The sequence below is a fragment of the Pelobacter propionicus DSM 2379 genome (assembly GCF_000015045.1).
Lineage (GTDB): Bacteria > Desulfobacterota > Desulfuromonadia > Geobacterales > Pseudopelobacteraceae > Pseudopelobacter > Pseudopelobacter propionicus.
Genome location: NC_008609.1, coordinates 2,890,001 through 2,911,158 on the forward strand (window position 1 = coordinate 2,890,001; position 21,158 = coordinate 2,911,158).

21 protein-coding genes and 2 tRNA genes (1 of these 23 cut by a window edge) are annotated in these 21,158 nt (G+C 55.6%); 16 read left to right on the plus strand and 7 right to left on the minus strand.

Going from position 1 to position 21,158, the window contains the following annotated elements; translation table 11 throughout:
- Both PPRO_RS13115 and PPRO_RS13120 read right to left on the minus strand, forming a co-directional pair.
- Window positions 1-24, minus strand: the beginning of a protein-coding gene (locus PPRO_RS13115; protein WP_011736511.1) for a peptide-binding protein. Its footprint begins 1,596 nt before the window's first position; only the first 24 of its 1,620 coding nucleotides appear in the window; it begins with the start codon at window positions 22-24; the stop codon falls past the left edge of the window.
- A complete protein-coding gene (locus PPRO_RS13120) occupies window positions 21-1,727 on the minus strand; it encodes a tetratricopeptide repeat protein (protein WP_011736512.1) in 1,707 nt (568 codons plus the stop codon). The genes PPRO_RS13115 and PPRO_RS13120 overlap by 4 nt, the downstream gene beginning before the upstream one ends.
- Window positions 1,728-1,867: 140 nt before the next feature.
- Here PPRO_RS13120 and PPRO_RS13125 point away from each other — a divergent pair, with 140 nt between their 5' ends.
- The 4 genes from PPRO_RS13125 (at window position 1,868) to PPRO_RS13145 (ending at window position 7,823) form a co-directional block, all read left to right on the plus strand.
- Entirely contained in the window at window positions 1,868-3,427 is a 1,560-nt protein-coding gene (locus PPRO_RS13125; RefSeq protein WP_011736513.1) for a bifunctional aminoglycoside phosphotransferase/ATP-binding protein, read from the plus strand.
- 255 nt (window positions 3,428-3,682) lie between these two features.
- Window positions 3,683-6,934, plus strand: a complete 3,252-nt coding sequence (locus PPRO_RS13135) for a sodium:solute symporter family transporter (RefSeq protein WP_011736515.1) — start codon at window positions 3,683-3,685, stop codon at window positions 6,932-6,934.
- Window positions 6,935-7,003: 69 nt separating this feature from the next.
- Window positions 7,004-7,339: an STAS domain-containing protein gene (locus PPRO_RS13140; RefSeq protein ID WP_011736516.1), complete on the plus strand. Its 336-nt coding sequence runs from the start codon at window positions 7,004-7,006 to the stop codon at window positions 7,337-7,339.
- Between the two features lie 28 nt (window positions 7,340-7,367).
- The gene (locus PPRO_RS13145; RefSeq protein WP_011736517.1) at window positions 7,368-7,823 is read left to right on the plus strand and encodes an ATP-binding protein; all 456 of its coding nucleotides are present in this window, start codon (window positions 7,368-7,370) and stop codon (window positions 7,821-7,823) included.
- A 219-nt stretch (window positions 7,824-8,042) separates the two neighbouring features.
- On the opposite strand, the gene PPRO_RS13150 is transcribed toward PPRO_RS13145, so the two are convergent.
- Window positions 8,043-8,119, minus strand: a tRNA-Arg gene (locus PPRO_RS13150).
- Window positions 8,120-8,328: 209 nt separating this feature from the next.
- On the opposite strand from PPRO_RS13150, the gene PPRO_RS19625 reads away from it, so the two are divergent.
- The 9 genes from PPRO_RS19625 to panE all read left to right on the plus strand — a co-directional run bounded on the left by PPRO_RS19625 (window position 8,329) and on the right by panE (window position 14,080).
- Window positions 8,329-8,817: a Spy/CpxP family protein refolding chaperone gene (locus PPRO_RS19625; RefSeq protein WP_011736518.1), complete on the plus strand. Its 489-nt coding sequence runs from the start codon at window positions 8,329-8,331 to the stop codon at window positions 8,815-8,817.
- The gene (locus PPRO_RS13160) at window positions 8,762-9,394 is read left to right on the plus strand and encodes an RNA polymerase sigma factor (RefSeq protein ID WP_198138275.1); all 633 of its coding nucleotides are present in this window, start codon (window positions 8,762-8,764) and stop codon (window positions 9,392-9,394) included. The genes PPRO_RS19625 and PPRO_RS13160 overlap by 56 nt, the downstream gene beginning before the upstream one ends.
- A complete protein-coding gene (locus PPRO_RS13165; protein ID WP_198138276.1) occupies window positions 9,375-9,683 on the plus strand; it encodes a hypothetical protein in 309 nt (102 codons plus the stop codon). Before PPRO_RS13160 ends, PPRO_RS13165 begins: the two co-directional genes overlap by 20 nt.
- Window position 9,684: 1 nt before the next feature.
- Entirely contained in the window at window positions 9,685-10,068 is a 384-nt protein-coding gene (locus PPRO_RS13170; RefSeq protein ID WP_041532324.1) for a hypothetical protein, read from the plus strand.
- A gap of 389 nt (window positions 10,069-10,457) precedes the next feature.
- Window positions 10,458-10,733 (plus strand): HU family DNA-binding protein, encoded by a 276-nt coding sequence (locus tag PPRO_RS13175; protein ID WP_011736521.1) that lies wholly within the window; start codon window positions 10,458-10,460, stop codon window positions 10,731-10,733.
- A 235-nt stretch (window positions 10,734-10,968) separates the two neighbouring features.
- Window positions 10,969-12,255 carry a glutamate-1-semialdehyde 2,1-aminomutase gene (hemL, locus tag PPRO_RS13180; protein ID WP_011736522.1) on the plus strand — a complete coding sequence of 429 codons (1,287 nt, stop codon included), beginning with the start codon at window positions 10,969-10,971 and terminating at the stop codon, window positions 12,253-12,255.
- A 45-nt stretch (window positions 12,256-12,300) separates the two neighbouring features.
- Window positions 12,301-12,537: an AtpZ/AtpI family protein gene (locus PPRO_RS13185; protein WP_011736523.1), complete on the plus strand. Its 237-nt coding sequence runs from the start codon at window positions 12,301-12,303 to the stop codon at window positions 12,535-12,537.
- Window positions 12,518-12,901, plus strand: a complete 384-nt coding sequence (locus tag PPRO_RS13190; RefSeq protein ID WP_011736524.1) for an ATP synthase subunit I — start codon at window positions 12,518-12,520, stop codon at window positions 12,899-12,901. The genes PPRO_RS13185 and PPRO_RS13190 overlap by 20 nt, the downstream gene beginning before the upstream one ends.
- 246 nt (window positions 12,902-13,147) lie before the next feature.
- Window positions 13,148-14,080 (plus strand): 2-dehydropantoate 2-reductase, encoded by a 933-nt coding sequence (gene panE, locus PPRO_RS13195; RefSeq protein ID WP_011736525.1) that lies wholly within the window; start codon window positions 13,148-13,150, stop codon window positions 14,078-14,080.
- A gap of 105 nt (window positions 14,081-14,185) precedes the next feature.
- Here the strand turns inward: panE and PPRO_RS13200 are convergent, their stop codons facing one another.
- The 4 genes from PPRO_RS13200 to PPRO_RS13215 form a co-directional block, all read right to left on the minus strand.
- Window positions 14,186-14,917: a FadR/GntR family transcriptional regulator gene (locus tag PPRO_RS13200; RefSeq protein WP_011736526.1), complete on the minus strand. Its 732-nt coding sequence runs from the start codon at window positions 14,915-14,917 to the stop codon at window positions 14,186-14,188.
- A gap of 279 nt (window positions 14,918-15,196) precedes the next feature.
- Window positions 15,197-15,793 (minus strand): Holliday junction branch migration protein RuvA, encoded by a 597-nt coding sequence (ruvA, locus tag PPRO_RS13205; protein ID WP_011736527.1) that lies wholly within the window; start codon window positions 15,791-15,793, stop codon window positions 15,197-15,199.
- Entirely contained in the window at window positions 15,790-16,320 is a 531-nt protein-coding gene (gene ruvC / locus PPRO_RS13210) for a crossover junction endodeoxyribonuclease RuvC (protein WP_011736528.1), read from the minus strand. Before ruvC ends, ruvA begins: the two co-directional genes overlap by 4 nt.
- A gap of 76 nt (window positions 16,321-16,396) precedes the next feature.
- Window positions 16,397-17,140, minus strand: coding sequence for a YebC/PmpR family DNA-binding transcriptional regulator (locus tag PPRO_RS13215; protein WP_011736529.1), 744 nt, complete (start codon window positions 17,138-17,140; stop codon window positions 16,397-16,399).
- A 135-nt stretch (window positions 17,141-17,275) separates the two neighbouring features.
- Between PPRO_RS13215 and PPRO_RS13220 the strand changes: the two genes are divergently transcribed.
- The 3 genes from PPRO_RS13220 (at window position 17,276) to PPRO_RS19630 (ending at window position 21,135) form a co-directional block, all read left to right on the plus strand.
- Window positions 17,276-17,647 (plus strand): hypothetical protein, encoded by a 372-nt coding sequence (locus PPRO_RS13220; RefSeq protein WP_011736530.1) that lies wholly within the window; start codon window positions 17,276-17,278, stop codon window positions 17,645-17,647.
- Between the two features lie 124 nt (window positions 17,648-17,771).
- A tRNA-Cys gene (locus tag PPRO_RS13225) sits at window positions 17,772-17,846 on the plus strand.
- A gap of 217 nt (window positions 17,847-18,063) precedes the next feature.
- Entirely contained in the window at window positions 18,064-21,135 is a 3,072-nt protein-coding gene (locus tag PPRO_RS19630; RefSeq protein ID WP_011736531.1) for an EAL domain-containing protein, read from the plus strand.
- Window positions 21,136-21,158: the final 23 nt, after the last annotated feature.

The following is a 21,158-nucleotide window of genomic DNA, read 5'->3' on the forward strand; positions in this document are numbered from 1 at the left end:
CCCGCAATGCAAGAGCCACCTCATCGTTCACCCAGCTCCCCTTTGAGCTTGCGAATCTTTTCGGTCAGCTCCTTGCGGCTCGGATCAAGCTCCTGCGCCCGCTTATATGCATTTAAGGCCTTCTTAAAATCGCGCTGGGCCAGATAAGCATCACCGAGGTGTTCAATAATGGTTGAATCATCATCAGCAAGACGACTGGCTTTCTCAAGCCATCTGACAGCCTCATCATATTTCTTCATTTTATAGTATATCCAGCCGAGGCTATCCAGAATGAAGCCATCGTTTGGACGGATCTCAACCGCCTGTTTGAGGAATCCCAGTGCCTCATCAAGATTCACTCCCATTTCAGCATAAGTATAACCCAGATAATTGAGAGCCTGTGCATCCCTTGGGTTGATGCTGAGCACCTTTTTCATGCGTTCAATTGAATCCCGTTTTTTGCCCAACGTGTCATATAACACACCGATTCGAAAGTGTAGGCGCGGTTCATTCTCAAAGCGTTTTTCGCAATCAAGGAGCAAGCTTAAAGCGGTTTCGGATTTATCGAGTTTCTCATAAATGGTAGACAGATTGAGATATGGCTCAATCTGCGCGGGATTGTGCGCAATCGAATTTTTCAGGATATCCACGGCGGCATCGTTTTGGCCTCTTTCCGAAAAGATAAAGGCAATATGGCCTACGGCGTCGGTATATACACTGGAATCAGAGGGAATTTTCAAAAATTCTGCCTTGGCGCGATCCAGATCCCCCTTTTCCTCATATGCCACCCCCAGGTAGAGCCTGACATGATGGGCAGAGGGATCTTTTTCCAGCAGATCGTTAAAAACGGCAATGGCCTCGTCATATTGTTCCAGTTCAAGGTGGATTAAGCCGATTTTTCTCATGGTTTCGGCACTGCTCAAACCGGACCCAGCGGACTGGTTCAAATACTCAAGAGCCTCCTGAAACCTGCGCTGCTGGATCAAAAGCTGAATCAGGCGCTGCTGAACTGCGGTACGACTCTCGTCTTCATCCAGAAGATCGTGATAGATTTCAATGGCCTTGGTATAGTCACCGAGCGCCTCGTACGAGGCAGCCATGTCGATGGCAGCCTGGCTGAATTCAGGGCGAAGCTCAATACTCTTCTTGAAATAGCCAACGGCATCGCGATAGAGTTTCATCTGGCTATAGGAACGGCCGAGATAGTAGTATCCCAACACCGATTCGGGGTTCTGTTTCACAAGCGACTTGAGGGTAGTTACCGCCTCTTCATATTCAAACATCCTTGTCAACGAGACCGCCAGATGAAGATAGGCGTCCTCCTTGGACGGGTCCAACTGGATTGCCGTACGGAGATAACCGACCGCCTCGGTATCCTTGCCTGCAGAGGCCATCAAAACGCCGGCCATGACATATGGCTCACGAAAGGACGGGTCCTGTTTGATGGCCCTGTTGATATTCTCCAAAGCTTCCTGAACCTGGCCGATCTTAAGTTTGTTCTCGGCCATCGCTGAATACAGAAAAGCGGAAGAAGGGTCCTGTTCGATTGCCTCCCGCAGGCAGTTCAGGGCAAGGGCATACTCCCCCTCCAGGCTTGCCAGCCTGGAGCGCGAGTAGAGATACAGGGCTCGGGAGTAGGCGTCATAAGCAGGAGATGACAGGGAGGGAGTAGAAGGCGCATATTCACCAAAGGTGGCGCATGAGGAAAGCATTGTGGCGCAGAAAAGCATGCTCAGGACGTATTTCATTGTAAAGTCGATCCATTTCTCGAAAAATTATAACAAAAGCTAACATGAAACCATAGCCTCGTCAAATGAATATCATGATGTTCAAGAGCTTGCGGTTGAGGTGGTTTGATGCTACTCTTCAGCTAAAATGAGGCGCGCCTATGATGCGAAGCGTATTGAAATCACTTCTGAAACCTGACGCATACCCGGAGACGACCACCAAGGTTGAGCTGCTCCAGACACACGTTTCATGGATCTTCCTGACCGACAGCCACGCCTACAAGATTAAGAAGCCGGTCGACCTCGGCTTTCTCAATTTTTCCACCATAGATCGTCGACGTTTTTATTGCAACGAGGAGATCAGATACAACCGACGCCTCTGTCCCGATATCTATATCGGAGTAGTTGAACTGCGCCAGACGAATGGATGTGCCAGCTTTCGGGACCAGGGACAGATTATCGACTACGCCGTCAAGATGAAGCGTCTACCGGCGGAAAGCATGCTGGATCGCCTGGTAATGAATAACACCGTCTCGATCGCCGAGATACGGGATGTCGCCCGGGTGATAGCCGAGTTTCACCATACCCTGCCTACTTCGCCCGCCATCTCGGAATACGGCCGTCCCGACCGGATTCGATTTAACTGGATCGAAAATTTTGAGCAAATTCTTCCCTTCGAGAGCTCGACTCTGCCAGCACCGGAACGCCAACAGATCCGATCATGGGTTTTGTCGTTCATGGAACAGAATGCCGATCTTTTCGCCGCAAGGATTGATAACGGTTTTATCCGGGAATGTGACGGGGATATCCACCTCGAGAATATCTGCCTGACCGGTGGAAGGGTCTATATCTTCGACTGCATCGAATTCAGTGAGCGCTTCCGCTGCTGCGACACCACTGCGGACCTGGCTTTTCTGCTTATGGACCTGGATTTTCGCGACAGAAACGACCTATCTGCGGAAGTGCTCGCGACCTATAGTGACGTTTCGGGTGACAACCTCGTCCCCGCCCTGCTCAACTTCTACAAGATATACAGGGCCTTTGTCCGGGGCAAAGTCGAGAGCCTGCACTCCATTGACGCCGACATGAATGAGCAGCAACGGAACAACGCCATAACGAGGGCTATTAGATATTTCAGACTTGCACGTGGTTACATTGAACGCAGCAGGCTTCGCCCAACCCTCTTCATTACCTGCGGTTTGATGGGGTGCGGCAAGAGTACGCTTGCCGCCCAACTTTCCTTCGAACTGGGCATCCCCAGTTACAACTCCGACACTATTCGCAAACAAATGGCCGGCATTTCCCCTGAAACAGAAATCCGCGTTGCTTTTGGCCAAGGCATCTATTCAGACCAGACTACCCAGGACACCTATAGCGAACTTTTGATACGGGCTGAGGAAGAACTCAAAAGCGGGAGTTCCGTAATCGTCGACGCTTGTTTTGTCAGTAGAGAGTCACGCATGCTTTTTGCCAACCTGGCAAAAAGCTACGCATTTAACTTTGTAATACTTTTTATTTCATGCAGTGAGGCAATCAACAAACGCAGGCTCAGCGATCGCTCAGCGTCAGGCCGCTCGGTATCTGACGGAAGAACAGAACTGCTCAACCTCCAGCGCAGAATATTTGAGGCGCCCGACAACGGAGAGGGCCTGCTGATCCCCGTACGTACCATTATACCGGTAGCAACGCTGTGCAGCACGATCTACGAGAGGCTCGCCTGACATGCTAAAGCGACTTCGCACCGGATTGCTGCACCGTCTTCAGCTACGAGAATCCTGGGTGATTCTATTTGTGCTGGGCGTGATACTGCTTAACTTCCCTTTTCTCCAAATTTTCAACAGACCAGCCACCATCTTGGACATTCCGCTCATGTTTATCTACCTTTTTGGCGGATGGGGTGTATCCATCGTCATAATATATCTGTTCACTCTCGCTATCGGGAATAACGGCAAACGGGCTACGGAGACACGTAAGCCGTGAACAGCGGCATCTTCCAAACAACACTCATATCTCTTCTCTACACCCTGCTGATCTTTCTGATCGCCTGGTACGCACATATCCGCAAAGAACACGGCCGTAGTATCGTCGACAATCCCTACATCTACACTCTCTCCATCGCCGTCTATTGCACGTCATGGACCTTCTACGGCAGCGTTGGCAAGGCCGCCACAACCGGCATAGATTATCTCATCATCTATCTTGGTCCCTCGCTCAGCGCGTTTGCCTGGATTTTCCTGTTGCACCGCATCATACGGATCAGCAGAGAGAACAACATAACGTCCATTGCCGACTTCATCAGCCTGCGCTACGGAAGATCACCACTCCTGGGTGCCCTGGTAACGTTAATCTCCCTTCTGGCTATCATGCCTTATATCGCCTTGCAGCTACGGGCTGTTTTCATCAGCTTTCATATCATGAGCGGCTTCAGTGGCAACCACATCTTTCCCCTCCCACCACCACAGACAGGCCACTTTGGAGGAGGGCTGTTACTGCCTCTGATTCTGTCGGTTTTCAGCATTATGTTCGGAGCACGCAGACTGGTTTCATCAGAGCGTCATGAGGGGCTCATAGCAGCCGTTGCGTTCGAATCATTGATCAAGATGATCTGCCTGCTGGGTATCGGTATGTTTGTTACCTATCATCTGTATGACGGTTTTATCGATATCTTTTCGCGCTTTCGCGAGACCGCCCCAGAAAGATTCAATGTTCTTTTCACCTTTAACAACGCACAAAACAAAAGCGGAATCACGCCGCCGTTCACCATGCTGTTCATGTCCATGGGCGCCATCATGCTACTCCCGCGTCAGTTTCACGTCATGGTTATCGAAAACTGCAACGAGCGGCACATCAGCACAGCCATGTGGCTTTTCCCACTGTATCTATTCCTGATCAACCTATTCATCATGCCCATAGCCTTGAGCGGAATCATGACAACCGGTGGCACGATCAATGCGGATTTCTTTACTCTCAGCGTTCCACTGCTGACCGGTCACACCACCATAGCGATGCTAGCCTACCTGGGAGGCTTGTCGGCCGCGGCCGGCATGGTCATGGTAGAATCCGTGACCATCTCCACCATGCTGCTCAACCATATATTCATGCCGGTCATTGTCCGCTTTACTCCCCGGACCTGGTTTCCCGATCTATTGTTGCAGCTGAAAAGGTTCGGCATTTTTCTGGTAATTTTCCTCGGCTATTTTTATCACCTCATTGCGGGCAGCGAGTTCATGCTGGTCAACCTGGGCATGATTTCCTTTACCGCCATCAGCCAGTTTGTGCCTGTCATGCTCGGAGGACTGTACTGGCGGCGCGGCAACAGAACCGGTGCAATCGTCGGCACCCTGCTCGGCTTTCTCATCTGGTTCTACACCCTGTTTCTGCCATCTTTTTCTGCATTCGAGGGGCTTCGCTCGGCGATTCTGGATAACGGCCCGTTCGGCATCTCCCTACTCAAGCCCACGGCTCTGTTCGGTCTCTCCGGCATGGACATGTGGAGCCACGCCCTCTTCTGGAGCCTGTTTTTCAATGTGGCCAGCTACATCGCCTGTTCGCTGATTCTCCAGCAGGACGACCAGGAAATTGACCAGGTCAGCAAGTTCATCGACATATTCAGACCCGAGCGCCACCGCCACACCCATACGGAGACAAAGCGCCTCTCAAAACCGGTAACCATTGCCCAGTTTGTCGCGCTCATGGCCAAGTTCATCGGTGAAGCGGATGCGCAACAGGCCATTGCAACCTATATCGGTGACCGCCGGATAGACGTTGACGGGCACATATCAGAATTCGAACTACCGAACCTGAAGCGCTTTACGGAAAAGACCCTGGCCGGTTCCGTCGGCGTTGCCGCGGCAGGAGCCATTGTGGACAGTTTTCTATCCGATATGGGGTCACGCATGGAACTCGTGTACGACATTTTCAGCACCGTCAAGACATCCCTTGACCAGAGTCGCGAAGCCCTATCGGTACGTATCAAGGCTTCGGAGATCATCAACCGCACCCTTGATCTCCACATCATCATGGACGAGCTGCTACTACTATTACTGAAAGAATTTAACCTGGATATCGCCGCAATCCTGCTGAAAGACGACGACGGCACGTTTTCTCTCCAATGCTGCCAGACAACAAACCACGATTCCCCCCCAGATCTGCACTGGCTCGACGAGAGCAAGCCCTACTATGGCCACGTCGACCGCAGCCGTAGGACATTTATTATCAACGACACCCTCCTTGAAAACCCGTTGTTTCCCCTGAATAGAACCATGGCAGGCGGTATTGTTTCGTGTGCGCACATACCGATCCAGCGAAAGGGAGAGACGCCACTCGGCATTATATCCGTTTTCTCAAAATCCATTCCCGGATTATTTACGGAAGAGTTCATAGGGCTTCTGGAGAGCCTCGCTGGCCAGTTGGCGCAAACGGTTACGATAGCTTGTGAAATCCAGGCCAAGGAGAAGGAGCGGAACCAGAAGGAGCAGGCCTTGCTGCAGAATGCCCGTATCAGACGCGACATGGAAATTGCCCAGCAGATACAGATTTCTCTGCTTCCAGAGCACCCGCCGCATCTTTTTGGCGTAGATATGGCTGGGCGCTGCGTTTCAGCCACCCATGTGGGAGGAGACTATTACGATTTTTTCCTTCGGGACGAGCATACTGTCGACCTACTCATAGCAGACGTGTCCGGCCATAGCGTTGGAGCAGCCTTGATCATGGCAGAAGTCCGGACGCTTCTTCGCCCCCACGTCAATACGGCTCAAAATGCCTCTTCAATACTGAAACTACTCAATAGCCAGCTTTACGACGACCTGACCCGGGCCGAACTTTTCATAACCATGTTTTACGCAAAGTATAACTCTGCCACGGGTCGCCTGTCCTATGCAAACGCCGGCCACAACCGCCCACTTGTCTGTCGCGAGAGAGTTGAAGCCTGCATTGAACTCGATGCGGAGGGTCTTATTATCGGAGTCAAGCCTTCAGTCATCTTTGAAGAACGGAGCACAGAACTCTTGAAGGGCGATGTATTGCTGTTCTACACTGATGGCCTGACCGAGGCAACGAACGCAGAAGGAGCAAGCTTTGGTGTTGAAAGGACATGCAGCCACCTCAAGGCTGTTCGCAACCTTCCCTCGCAGGACATACTAGATTCATTTTACTCCGCCGTTACCGAATTTACCGGCCTGGATACATTCCAAGACGACATATCCCTGGTCGTAATAAAGATTCTGTGATTACATCCAACGTGATTTTATGATTGCAGTTCAATGGTTAAATGACCACATACAATAAAAGGAGAGGCTATGAACTTTAAGACAGAAACGAACGGAAAGCGTAGGGTTATTTTTGTGCGCGAGGAGCGGCTCGACGCTCATAATTCCGATGAATTGAAGACTGAGATGAACAGGCTTTTCGCGGAAGGCTCAAATGAATTGATTGTAGATCTGAAAGAGGTTCGTTTCATCGATAGCTCAGGCCTTGGCGTGCTAGTGTCCGGATTCAAGAATGCTTCCGCACGCCAGGGATCGCTCAAGCTCAGTGGGCTCCAGACGCAGGTAAGATCGATGTTCGAGTTGACTCGCCTGCACCGTGTTTTTGACATATTTCAAACCACGGACGAAGCGCTGGAGAGCTACTAGAGCTTACGCCGTCATGAACGGGGAAGCCATGAAGAACCAAATTGAAATTAAGATCAGGGTTCCCAACCAGACCCGCTATTTGCGTTTAATCGGAAATCTCGGAGAAAACATGGCCCGGGAAATTAGCGGACTATCCGATGACAGAGATGCGTTTGCCTACAATATCAACGTAGTACTGACCGAGGCCATGTCAAACGCAATAAAACACGCAAACGCTGCCAATCCGGATAAGGATGTGACAATACGCATCACTGTCAGCGACACGGAACTGGCCGTACGGGTGTACGACAACGGCCTGGGATTTGATCCAAACTCGGTTCCTATCCCGGGACTCAACACTGATTGCCTCAGCGAAACCGGCCGTGGGTTGTTCATCATCAGATCACTGATGGATTCCGTGGTGTACAGAAAAGCTGATGGTGGAAATGTTCTGGAAATGAGGAAGTCATTGAAGATCAAGGGGGGATCGACAGCAGGCAGGTGAAGCAGTTTACGAGAGTGGTGCAGAAGAAGCTTCATGGGTGGGCACTTCCCCGTCAAGCTGCCAAAGGAGTAACTCAAGCCGTTACTCAAGAAATTTGTTGTGGATGACATGCAGGCGAGGCTGGTGGGTGATCCGACGAAGATGGCGTGCGCAGCGAAAATTTCCGCAAAAACAAAGAACCTGAGTACCCAGAATGCGGTACTCAGGTTCAATAGTAACTGGCGCGCTTGGAGAGATTCGAACTCCCGACCTACGGATTCGTAGTCCGTTGCTCTATCCAGCTGAGCTACAAGCGCATTCCTCAACAGCTGAGGAAGGAGAAAATACTATCATCAACGACTGTTGTCAAGCAAAAGTATGCACCACACCCCCAAAAGCGATATTGCCCCCAAACAGACAGGCGCTTGACACGAAAAACGTTCCCTGATAGCGCTGTAGTCGTGTAACCTTTTCGAATCTTCCTCCGTCTGAAAGTACAGAACACACCACACGAAGGAGGAACACCATGAAAAGAATTACAAAAACCATCGCAGCCATAGCCGCAGTCGTCACGACCATCGGCCTGGCCCCCCTCTCCGCATCAGCTTTCGGAGGAGCATGTCCTCCCCCCACGGGACGGAACTACAACAAGATGGGGATGGAACTGGGTCTCTCCGACAAACAGAAACAGGATATCCGGGAGATCTGCACCAAGAGTCGCGCACAAAATGAACCGCTGATCAGACAGATAGCCACGGAGAGGCGCGCACTGAGGACATTGATACACGCCGACAGCGTCGATGAGGCCGCCATCCGCGCCCAATCCGGCAAAGTGGCAGCTATAATGGCCAACTTGGCGGTACAGCATGCCCAGACAGGTCACCAGGTTCGCGCTCTCCTGACACCGGAGCAAGCACAGAAGTTCAAGGAGATTCAGGCAAAACGCGACAGCAGGATGGATGACATGGGGAACTATGGGGCACGACACCACGGTCAGCACAGGCAGCACAGATAGCATCGGTATGGGGAACGTGGAGCACGAGATATCCGACGAAAGCATAATCAAGGCCGTACGCGCCGGAGATGACACGGCTTTTGCCCAACTGGTCGGCAGGCACAAGCGGCGGGTCTTCAGACTCGCCGCACGCTTTGCCAGAGACAGCGACGAGCAGGAGGACATCTGCCAAACTGTGTTCCTCAAGGTTTACGAACACCTGCCATCCTTCCGAAATGACGCCCCTTTCGAGCACTGGTTGACCCGGATTACCGTGCGCTGTTGCCACGACGCACTTCGCGGCAGACGGCATGAAAAAATCACCCTGCGCCTGGATGACCAGGTATATGATATTCGCGACAATGCCGAAAAGGCCCGCCATGAGGCGCGCCAGGCTCGCAACTTTCTCCGCTTCGCCCTTTCTCGACTTACGGCGGATGAACGACTCGTAATCACCCTACTGGAGTTGGAGGAATTTTCCGTACGGGAGATAGCAACGGCCACCGGTTGGAGCGAATCAAACGTTAAGGTAAGGGCGCACCGCGCTCGGCAGGCATTGAAACGGATAGTGGAGGAGCATGATGACCAGCAGGCTTGACGAACGACTCGCGCGACTCTTTGAGGCAGCCCGAGCCGAGGAGGTCGACACAAGCGCAGGGGAGGAGCATTTCGAAACCCGTCTCCTGGCACGCATCAGAGAGATGCGCAGCGCCCCCCCTCCCTGGTATGCACTGGCATGGCGGATGGTGCCGGCATTCGCCATGGTTGCCATGCTTATCACCATCGGAGCGTACCTCTACGCCCCCCCTGCGCAAAATGACCTGTTTGCGTCCATCACCGACGAGCAGGAAGACAGTGCCGAATCAAGTTTCCTCACAGGAGAGTAGCATGAAATCAACCAAACCGGTCTTAGGTCTCATACTGGTTTTCATCCTGGGAGCAGGCAGCGGTTCGCTTACAACCTACCTGCTTTCCCGAACGCATTTTGAAACATCACTCCGCGCCCCCCGTCACAACAAGGAGGAGATGCTGGTCAAGCGGCTCAGCACGGAGCTATCCCTGGACAATCAGCAGCAAGCTCAGGTCAAGGTCATCATCCATGAGACCCATGAAAAAATACGCCTTGTACGCCGCAGCGTGCGTCCCGCGATAGAGGCCCAGCTGACGGAGAGCCAGCAGCGTATCGGCAAACTCCTGCGCCCGGACCAACAGCAGGCATTTGATAAGATTCTCGCGGAGAGAGAGACGCGCAGACACCGGAACCAGCGCTGACCCTCCCTGGCCAGACTCCTTTCCATCAGACAACGACGCTTCCGCTTGGGGGCGGAACGGACAAATACGAGCGTTTCAGACACATCCAGCCTCGTCTTCCCGCTGTTGACGGTTAATCAGGCACCTGCGTCCCAGCGCCTGGCTGACCGGCAACCGGGATAACCATCCCACCACTCACCCCCTCAACACACTGTAAGTACGCAGCTTTATGCTTGTCATTTTGCAAGGCCGGCCCCGGCAACAGTGCGGCACCAGACAGGGCACGCTCCATCAGTCACGACTGAAGAATCTTCCCGTCCGCAGTCCGATGAGGCGTGATCACAAGTTTGTCTTGTAGCGCCCGATTGTTATGCGGTATAAAACAGCTAAATCTCAACACTGGAGGAATCATGACAAAAGCAGAGCTTGTAGCAAGAATGGCAGAGAGCGGCGACATCACCAAAGCCGCGGCGGAAAAAGCTCTTGGTGGCTTCATTGAAGCGGTGACAGAAGCGATCAAGGCCGGCGAAAAAGTGACGCTTACCGGTTTCGGCACCTTCAGCGCAGTTACACGGGCTGCCAGGATCGGCCGCAACCCTGCCACAGGTCAGGAACTGCAGATTGCGGCAAAGACATCCGCCAAATTCAGCCCGGGCAAGGAACTGAAAGACCTGGGCCAGAAATAACTCCCTCGGACCGGGGGCCGAGTAAGGCCCCCCGTTTCTTTCAGTCAACACGGCACAGAGCCCTCCCGACACCCACTATCCAGGCCTCACTCACGACCCTACTAACAGACCAGCGCATGGCGCACTGTCATCACATCAACCTTGACATCATCGCCCCGCATGCTACCATCCTGCGAACAAGTATCAGTAACTATTACTACAACCCACTCCAACTCCCCCAAGGTACCGAACAGCCATGAAACAGGACCGTTCCAGCGCACTCTTCCAGCAGGCCAGGCAATCCATTCCCGGCGGCGTCAACAGCCCGGTCAGAGCCTTCAAATCAGTCGGCTCAGACCCGCTCTTCATACAATCTGCATCCGGTTGCACTATCACCGATGTGGACGGCAATACATTCATCGACTACGTCGGTTCCTGGGGGCCGATGATAGTTGGACACTGCCATCCGCAGGTCGTCGAGGCCGTCAGGCAGGCAGCCGGGAGTGGCGCCAGTTTCGGCGCCCCCACGGAGCGCGAGATAACCCTGGCAAACATGGTGATTGACGCCGTTCCCTCCATCGAAATGGTCCGCATGGTCAGTTCCGGCACGGAAGCCACCATGAGCGCCATCCGCCTGGCCCGCGGATATACCGGTCGCGACAACATCATCAAATTCTCCGGCTGCTACCACGGCCATGCAGACTCTCTGCTGGTCAGGGCCGGCTCCGGGGCAGCGACGTTCGGCATTCCCGACTCTCCCGGTGTTCCGGCCGATTTTGCCAAACACACCCTGACGGCCGAATTCAACTCACTCGACTCGGTCAGGCAACTGGTAGCGGACAACCCCGAAAGCATCGCCTGCATCATCGTCGAACCGGTGGCCGGCAACATGGGCACCGTCCCTCCCCGGGACGGTTTCCTGGAGGGACTGCGTCAGATCTGCAGCAACGAGGGAATCGTGTTGATCTTCGACGAGGTCATGACCGGTTTCCGCGTGGCCTATGGCGGGGCACAGGAACGCTACGGCGTCACTCCCGACATGACCACACTGGGCAAGATCATCGGCGGCGGACTCCCGGTGGGCGCTTTCGGGGGCAGGCGAGAGATCATGGAAATGCTTTCCCCCTCGGGAAGCGTCTATCAGGCAGGCACCCTGTCAGGCAACCCCCTGGCCATGAGCGCCGGGATCGCCACCCTCTCACTCCTGAAACAGCCCGGTTTCTACGAGAGCCTGGAAGAGAAGAGCCGCCATCTGGCAGAAGGCATCACCGATGCCGCTCGACTGGCGGGATACCCCATCCAGACGACCAGAGTGGGAAGCATGTTCTGCGCTTTTTTCTCGGGCCAGGAAGTCTACGACTGGGCCGGAGCCTCAGGCTGCGACACCGCTGCTTTTGCGGCATATTTCAAGGCCATGCTCAACGAGGGGATCTATCTGGCGCCATCCCAGTTCGAGACCGCCTTCGTCTCTGCTGCCCACACTGACGCCGATATCGAGGCAACCATCCGCGCTGCCGCCAGATGCTTCAAACTGATTTCGTGATGAACAGCATTACAGGTGCCACACGGTTTTTTTCGGTCATGGATCATGAAACCTGACAGGCAAAACCTCTTTCACAGCCTAGCCATGATTTCCGGCATGGGTATATCGGTGGTCCTGGCGATTGCCATCGGCGTCTGGTTCGGCCTGACCCTTGACCGCTGGCTGGGCACCAAGCCCTGGTTCTTTTATATCTTCCTCTTTTTCGGCATCGCGGCCGGTTTCAGGAACATCCAGGTCATCGCGGGCAGGGAGATTCGCAGGGATGATAACGGCAGCAGGTGAGGACATTTCCTGCGGCACCCCTGTCAGGTGGAGTATGGCGCTGCTACTGGCCCTCTCCCTTTCCGGGGTGGTGCTCTTCTCCCCCAGCACCGGACTGAGCGTTCTTGCCGGCGGCATCCTTGGCATTGTTCATTTCCTCTGGCTGCGCAGCACACTCAGGGCAATGCTGGACGTACTCCCCGCCAATCCGGGGCGCTACGCAGCACTTCGTTTCGTGGCACGCATGGCGGTTCTGGGAGCGATCCTGTACCTGCTGTTGGTGTCAGGGTCCTTTTCACCACTCGGTCTGCTGGCAGGGCTTGTCATCACTCTTATCACCATGGTTGCGTTCTCATTCCGTGCTGCACTGCGTCCGGGAGCTTAGGCAGACGATCCATCCGCCACTGTTTCTGGAGTCCGAACCGCTGCACCTCCCCGCCTCCAGCGCGGACGCCATCAACTGCACCTGGCCGATTGCGCAAAAAGATTGGCCGGCGGCGAACCTTCTGGCATCAAAATCAGGAAAACGTCTACACACACTACAGCAAGAGTGCCGGCAACGGGGGTAACGCCCTGTATCGGCACAACCGGAGCCGGTTCGCGACCGCTCCGTGCATGAAGGAGGCTGGCAATGAGGATACTGGTTGTTGGCGCAGGAGCAGTGGGGGGATACTTCGGTGGCAGACTGGCCGAGGCGGGATGTGACGTCACATTTCTGGTCAGGGAGCGACGCGCGGCCCAACTGTCCCGAACCGGGCTGGCCATCAGGAGCAGCTTCGGTGACGCGCTTCTCCGTCCGAATCTCACGAAAGCCGAAGAGATCAAGGAGCAGTATGATCTCGTCCTGTTGAGCTGCAAGGCATATGACCTGGAGTCGGCCATGGATTCATTCGCCGCCGCAGTGGGACCGCGGACCGTCATCCTGCCGGTATTGAATGGCATGCGCCATCTGGAGTGTCTGGATGCACGCTTCGGTGCGGATAAGGTCCTCGGCGGGCTCTGCCAGATCGTTGCCACCCTTGATGCAAGCGGCACCATTCTGCACATGAACGATTCCCACCTGATCGTGTTCGGAGAACGCGACGGGACCAGATCGGAACGGGTGGAAACCATCTCCGCCCTGATGGCAGCCGCTGTTTTCGGGTCAAGGGCCAGCGAAACCATACTGCAAGACATGTGGGAGAAATGGGTATTCCTGGCCACCCTGGCCGGTATCACCTGCCTGATGCGCGCCTCCCTGGGCGACATTGCCGCTGCTGGCGGTGCCGAAATCTCACAGGCCCTCTTCCGGGAGTGCTGCCTGATCGCCGAACACAACGGCCACGGGCCCGGCCCCAAATTCACAAAACGGATTGAGGGGATGCTGCAAGCCACGGATTCTTCCATGACGGCATCAATGCTGCGCGACATCGAACGGGGTGGACCGATCGAAGTCGATCAGGTCATCGTCGACCTGCTGCGGCGCGCACCGGAAGGCATGGGACCGACAGCCCTGTTGCGCATCGTTCAGGTGCATCTCAGGGCCTACGAAACCAGGAGGTTACGCGGCCAAGCGACTGCCTGAGCAGGCTGTGTTCCTCACCCCCAAAAAAACGCTGAGGCCGGCTCCCCAGGGGAGCCGGCCTCAGCGTTTTTTGCATTCAAGGCAATCACAGATCGTCACTCACACCTATTTCTCAGTCTCCGCCGCCGCACGGGCCACATAGGCTGTGCTGCGCTGTTCGGCAAAGGTAAGGTGCTCAATCATCGCATCACGGGCAGCCTCCGCATCCCTGTGGCGAATCGCCTCGAAGATTCGGCTGTGATGGGTGTAAAGCAGGTGGTGGTCTTCACGCGTGAGGTAGACGGCGCGCCAGACGCTCTGCTGAAATTCCTTCATGGCATCGAAAAGGCTCTGCATCAGGTGCAGCCAGACGATGTTGTGGGTGGCGCGGGCAATGACCACGTGGAAGTTGGCATCGAGATCCTCGGACGGCTTCCCCGTATCCAAATTGCGCTCCATTCCCATGACAATCTCCTCCAGGCGCTGGATATCCTCGGGGAGGGCACGCAGGGCCGCATAGTACACGGTCCACGACTCCATCCCTTTGCGCACCTCGATAACATCCAGCGCCCGCTCCTGCTGGACCCGGATCAGTTCGGAGAGGAAGTTGCCGACCGCCGTATCCACCAGCGACAGCACCACCGTCCCGCCACCGTGGTAGGACATGACCATTCCGGCGGCTGAGAGGATATTGAGCGCCTCACGCACCGAGGGGCGGGAAACACCGAACATCTCGGCAAGTTCTCGTTCAGGGGGAAGCTTGTCGCCGGGAACGAAATCACCGGCCAGAATGGAATTCCGTATCTGCTCGGCAATCTGAAGAGATACCTTCTTTGGCTTTATGGGCTTGAATTTCATAGGATTCGATGCATGTGGGGTATTGCTACTCCAGACCTTTCAATGGCGTTTATTCTTTAAGAAAATGCTATTAACAGCGCTTGGGGACAAAACAGCCGGTGGCTTGCACACGCAACAACCTAGCTGAAGCGCCACCAATGCAACTTGTAATACCACATTACCTTTTTCTTTTTTAATGTCAAGAAAAAAGGGGATTACACAAGGCCCGGCAACACGACCGAAACGAAACCCCTGCTTCCAGCCCGCAGAAGCGGATGCAACAACAGCAACCGCCTGCGTCTATCTCATCAGGGATTTCAGCGCCTGCTTGAGCACCCCCTCCAGCGAGGCATCCGACCCGGGGTTCAAACCAGCCAGCACCTTGCGTACCTGAGGCTCCTTATAGCCCAGGTTAAGAAGCGCCGAGACCACATCCTCAAGCAGATCATCCTCCGGCATCTGCCGCGGCTCGGGCACCACCACGGATGACAGATCCAGCTTGCCCACCTTTTCCTTCAGCTCCAGAACCAGGCGTTCAGCGGTCTTTTTGCCGATGCCTGGTACGGCAGAAAGCATGCGGATATCGCCCTGCCCAAGAGCCTGGGCCAGCTGAGCTGGTTGGATATTGGAGAGGATATCCCGTGCCAGACGGGGACCGACTCCGGATACGGAAAGCAGCAGCTGGAAGAACGACTTCTCCAGGCTGGTGCGGAAACCGTACAACTGGATGGCATCCTCGCGCACGCTGGTGTGTATGTGCAGACTGACCGTTCCTTCTTCGGGAAGGTCATAATAGGTTGAAAACGGTATCTGCACCCGATAGCCGACGCCGTTCACATCGAGGATGATATGATCAGGAGACTTTTGCGCGATCTGACCGGTCAAAAGAGCAATCATGGTTTGAAGTTCCTCCATGATGTCGCGCGATGCGGCACCGCGGAAGCGGATGTGCGGACAAGGTGGTGGGAGTGCAAATGACAGACGGCTACTGCCAGGGCGTCGGAGGCATCGGCTTGGGCGACTTCGGGAAGGGACAGAAGCGCAGTGAGCATCTTCTGCACCTGCTCCTTCGCGGCCTTGCCGCGCCCGACCACGGCCTGCTTCACCTGCAGCGCCGTATATTCGGCCACCGGCAGGCCGGCGTGGACGGCAGCCACAATGGCCGCCCCACGTGCCTGGCCCAGCTTCAGGGCGCTCTGGGCGTTGTTCGACAGAAAAACGTTTTCGACCGCGACCTCATCCGGTTCATACTCGGCGATCACCGTGGTCAAACCATCGAAGATGGACTTCAAGCGTCCGGGAAAATCCAAGGCGCTGTCGGTGAAGATGGCACCGTTATCCACATGGATAAGGCGACTTCCCGCCTGTTCCACAATGCCATACCCCGTAATGCGCGATCCTGGATCGATACCGAGAACTCTCATGATCACCGACAGCCATTGGCAAGAACAGGGAGGCGGCCATGGAGAATGTGTCCACCGCGCCCCCTCTCGCCCTGGCCTACATCATCTTTTCCATCTCATCGGCCGAGATGTCGAAATTGGAGTACACGTTCTGAACGTCGTCGTTGTCCTCCAGTTTGTCCATCAGCTTGAGCATACTCTCGGCCTGCTTCCCTTCCAGGGCTACCATGGTCTGGGGGATCATGGTTACCTCTGCATTGGCAAAGGAGAATCCCTTGGCCACCAGCGCCTCGCGCACCTCAATGAAGCTGGACGGATCGGTGGTCACCTCGAACTGTTCATCCTCTTCACTCACGTCCTCGGCGCCAGCCTCAATGGCTGCCTCGAAGAGCTGTTCAAAATCAAGCCCCTTGTCGAAGGTGATCAGTCCCTTCTTGCTGAACATCCAGGCGACGCACCCCGCCTCGCCCATGTTGCCGTTGGCCTTGGTAAAGATACTGCGAATCTCGGAAACGGAGCGGTTGCGATTGTCGGTCATGACCTCCACCAGCACGGCGGCGCCGCCGGGACCGTACCCCTCGTAGACGATCTCCTCGTAGGTAACGCCTTCCATACCGCCGGCGCCCTTCTTGATGGCGCGCTCGATGTTGTCCTTGGGCATGTTCTCGGCCTTGGCCTTGTCAACCGCCGTGCGAAGACGCGGGTTGGCCGCCGGGTCACCGCCCCCCAGCTTTGCCGCAACGGAAATTTCCTTGATGAGCTTAGTAAAAACCTTGCCGCGCTTGGCGTCGGCAGCACCCTTCTTGTGCTTGATCGTGCTCCATTTATTATGACCTGACATCTTCCCTACTCCCCTGATATTTATGTGTTAAAATAATAACGACATTTAAACTGTTGCCATATAAAGCGCGAAATACTAGCATGCGGTTCAACAGCTGTCCAGAAGGAAATATGAACACCAAAGGGAGATCCCACGATGCCCAGACCACGCAAACCGCTCACCCTCGTCTCTCTTCTGTTTCTGGCTTTCCTGTTCGGCGGATGCGCCATGCTGACGGTCAACACCCCTCTCCCGGGCAACGCCCCCCCCATCCTCTCCCAGGACGAACTCATCCGTCCCTACACAACCATCGGCAGGATTCAGATCACCCGCGAGGTATACGGAATCGTCGACCCCATGCCGACTCCCGACATACGTGAATGGGGCTACAGCGCGATCCGTGCCGAAGCGGCAAAAATGGGAGCAGACGCCGTCATACTGCCGGAAGTTTCCGGTCGCAGCATCACCTATCTGGTCATACCGACCACAGAGTATCGCGCCACCGGAGTGGCCATCAAGTTCAAATAGCATCTCCCTCATTTGCCTGAAAAACACCTGTTATCAAGCTCATGGCAATGCCGGAATCCTGACTGGACAAAAAGGGATTGACAGAACAGGGGTGAATTATATATAAACAGCACTCTCAATATACGGCGACGTAGCCAAGTGGTAAGGCAGAGGTCTGCAAAACCTTTATTCAGCGGTTCAAATCCGCTCGTCGCCTCCAACAAAATCAAAGGGTTAGCAAGTTTTTGCTAACCCTTTTTGTTATCTCGTGGCATCTCAAGCCTCCATCTTTTACGCCCTCATCGGATCATCCCCTCCCCACAATCGTTGCGCACATGTCACACACCTGCCCGTTATTCTGAGCTATCCTGCGCTCATTAAAACCACTGACAACCAGGCACAGGTTTTCACGTTCCCTTTGAAAAGAGACCGTCACAATGACAGCGAAACACTTCAGAGCGTTCAGGCTCCCTCCCCTATCCCGTCCCTCCCCCCTCACCATCGTGCTGTTCTACGCCCTGACCGGCATGCTCTGGATAGGGATCTCCGAGATGATAACAGAGGCCCTAGCCGGGGAAATCCATACGTTTCCGCGCCCTGGCCTGCTCAAAGGCACCCTGTTCATCCTGCTGACAAGCATCCTGCTGCACCTGTTGATCCGCTTCTTCGTCAGGGAGTTACGGACAACCGGGAATATCCTGCAGGCAGCCTTCCAGGCATCGCCGGATGCAATCAACATAAAACGGCTCAAGGACGGCGTCTTCCTGAAGATAAACAGCGGCTTCACCAGGACGTTCGGCTACTCCGAAGCGGAGACCATCGGCAGGACCGCCAGTGCCCTGGAACTATGGGAGAGTTCAGCTGACCGCCTGCGGCTTGACTCCTGCCTGGAACAGAGCCGTGACGTCCGGGACTTCCACGCCCTGTTCCGGACACGGGAGGGGAAGCTGTTCAGAGGCAGCCTGACGGCGCGCAGGGTGAACCTGGAAGGAGATGAGTGCCTGGTAACCATCGTTCGCGACCGCACCGCGGAGCTTGAGGCCAGGGAAGAGGCCGAGAAACTGGCCAACTACGATCCCGAGACCGGGTTGCCCAATCACAGCCTGTTCATGGACCGCCTGGAGCGAACGATCGGCCAGGACGCGCGGGATCGAAACAAGACCGTCATCATCTACATCAGCCTGACCGGATACAAGGCCATCGTGGATGTCTTCGGCCATGACGGCGAAAGCCGCATAATCAAGCCGCTGTCCCGGCAGATCGTGGCGGCCGTGCGCCAGCATGACAGCGTTGCCCGCATCAGACACGATGAATTCGCCGTCATGCTGGGAGGGGTGACCAACGATGGGGACGTCACCACCATCCTGAACAGGCTGCAGCAGATCTTTGCCGTGCCGCTTCCCACCTCGCAGGGGGAGTGCGCCATCCCGGCCTGCATGGGTGTTGCCTGTTTCCCGACGGACGGGCTGACCGCGAACATCATCATGCAGAATGCCCACATCGCCATGAACCAGGCCCGACAGGCGGGCATACCCCTTCAGTTCTACTCGGAGTCCATGAACAGAAAGGCCATGGAGCGTTTCGCCATCGAGACCTGCATGCTGCGAGCCATAGATGCAGGAGAGTTCTTCCTCTGCTACCAGCCCAAGGTAGAGATCCACGACATGAAGCTCACCGGCGTGGAGGCGCTGGTACGCTGGCAACGGCCGGGAGAGGGGGTTATTCCGCCCGACCGGTTCATCGCCCTGGCGGAGGAGAACGGCATGATCGTGCGGCTGGGGGGATGGATCCTGGGGGAGGCTTGCCGTCAGAACAGGGCCTGGCAGGATGCGGGCCTGCCCCGGACAGTCGTCTCGGTGAACATCTCGGCACGCCAGCTGCGGGAAAACTCCTTCGTTGAACAGGTGGAGAGGATACTGGAGGAAACCGGCCTGGAGCCGTGCTACCTGGACCTGGAGCTGACCGAAAGCGTCGTCATGGCAAACTCCGACGAGATCGTCCAGAAACTGACCCGACTGAAGCAACTGGGGGTCGGCATCTCCGTGGACGATTTCGGAACCGGTTATTCATCGCTCTCCTACCTGAAGCACCTGCCCGTCGACACCATCAAGGTCGACCGCTCCTTTGTGCGTGACATCGTCCATGACCCGGACGACAAGGCGATCGTTGAGGCTGTCATCGCCATGGGACACGCCCTCGGCCTGACCGTCATCGCCGAGGGGGTTGAAACCCTGGAGCAGCTGGAGTTCTTGCGCAGCCAGAACTGCAACCAGGCCCAGGGGTATTATTTTTCTAAACCATTGGACTCCGGTCACCTAGCGCGCTTCCTGAGCAAGCACTGCCAGGAGATGTCTTTCCCCCCCGCAAAGGCGCTGCCGCTCTCCCCAACAGCGCCCCTCATCAGCGCCCCCCTCTGCCTGGCCGCCCCTCCCCTCACGCCCCCCGCGGAAGCACTGACTGCCGGCGAACCGCACTGCATTGGTGACGTCAGCCTCCCCATCCCCCCGGCCCATCCCAGCGACAATCTCGCCATCGTCCTGAAGCGTTTCCAGACGGAGAAGGGGTTACTGGTCCTGCCGGTCGTTGATGCGGGGAACATCATCGGCATCCTTAACCGCTCCATCTTCCTGGAGGAGCATGTCATCGGCATGCACGGCTTCGCCTTCCAGATCAACCACTCCAGGAAGATGCGCGACCTGATGGCGCCTGTCCCCCTGATCCTGGAGGCTTCGACTCCCATCGAGGAAGCTGCCCAGACAATTCAGGGGCTGGGAGAGGGGGTGAGAATAGATAACGTCTGCGTGGCCCGCGACGCATGCTATCAGGGGATCATCGACGTCAATCGCTTCATCAGCGCCATTACCGAGATCAACCTGAGTCTGGCCAAGGGGGCCAATCCCCTCACCGGGATGCCGGGAAACGAGAGCATCCAGCGGGAGATCAACAACCGGCTCGCCTCCGGACACCCCTTCGACATCGCCTATATCGATGTGGACAACTTCAAGCCCTACAACGACTATTACGGCTTCCAGAGGGGGGACACGGTCATCAAGGTGCTGGGCGAGATCATCACCACCGCCACTGACACGACCGGATTCTGCGGCCACATCGGCGGCGACGACTTCATTGTCATAACCGAACCACACCAATCTCCGGGAGTGGCCTCACGGATCATCCGCTCCTTTGAGGGATACCACCCGCTCCTCCACGGTAGTGACGACTGCAGCACCGGATATTACGTCTCCACCAACCGCAAGGGGGAGCGGGAGACCTTTCCCCTGCTGTCGCTCTCCATCGGCATCGTCAACACGCTGCAGACGCCGGTCAGCTCCTACGGCCAGCTGGCATCCCTCTCCACCGAGGTCAAGCGGCTGGCGAAACGGCAGCCAGGCTCTTCGGTTGTCATCAACAGAAGGCTGAGAGCGGATACGGAGGAGGGGGGAACCATCGCCCCCGGATTCAGTCACGAGACTTCACAGCACATTTTCCCCATTGCCACGCCGTCGTGACAGGCACACGGTGAGGCAATGAA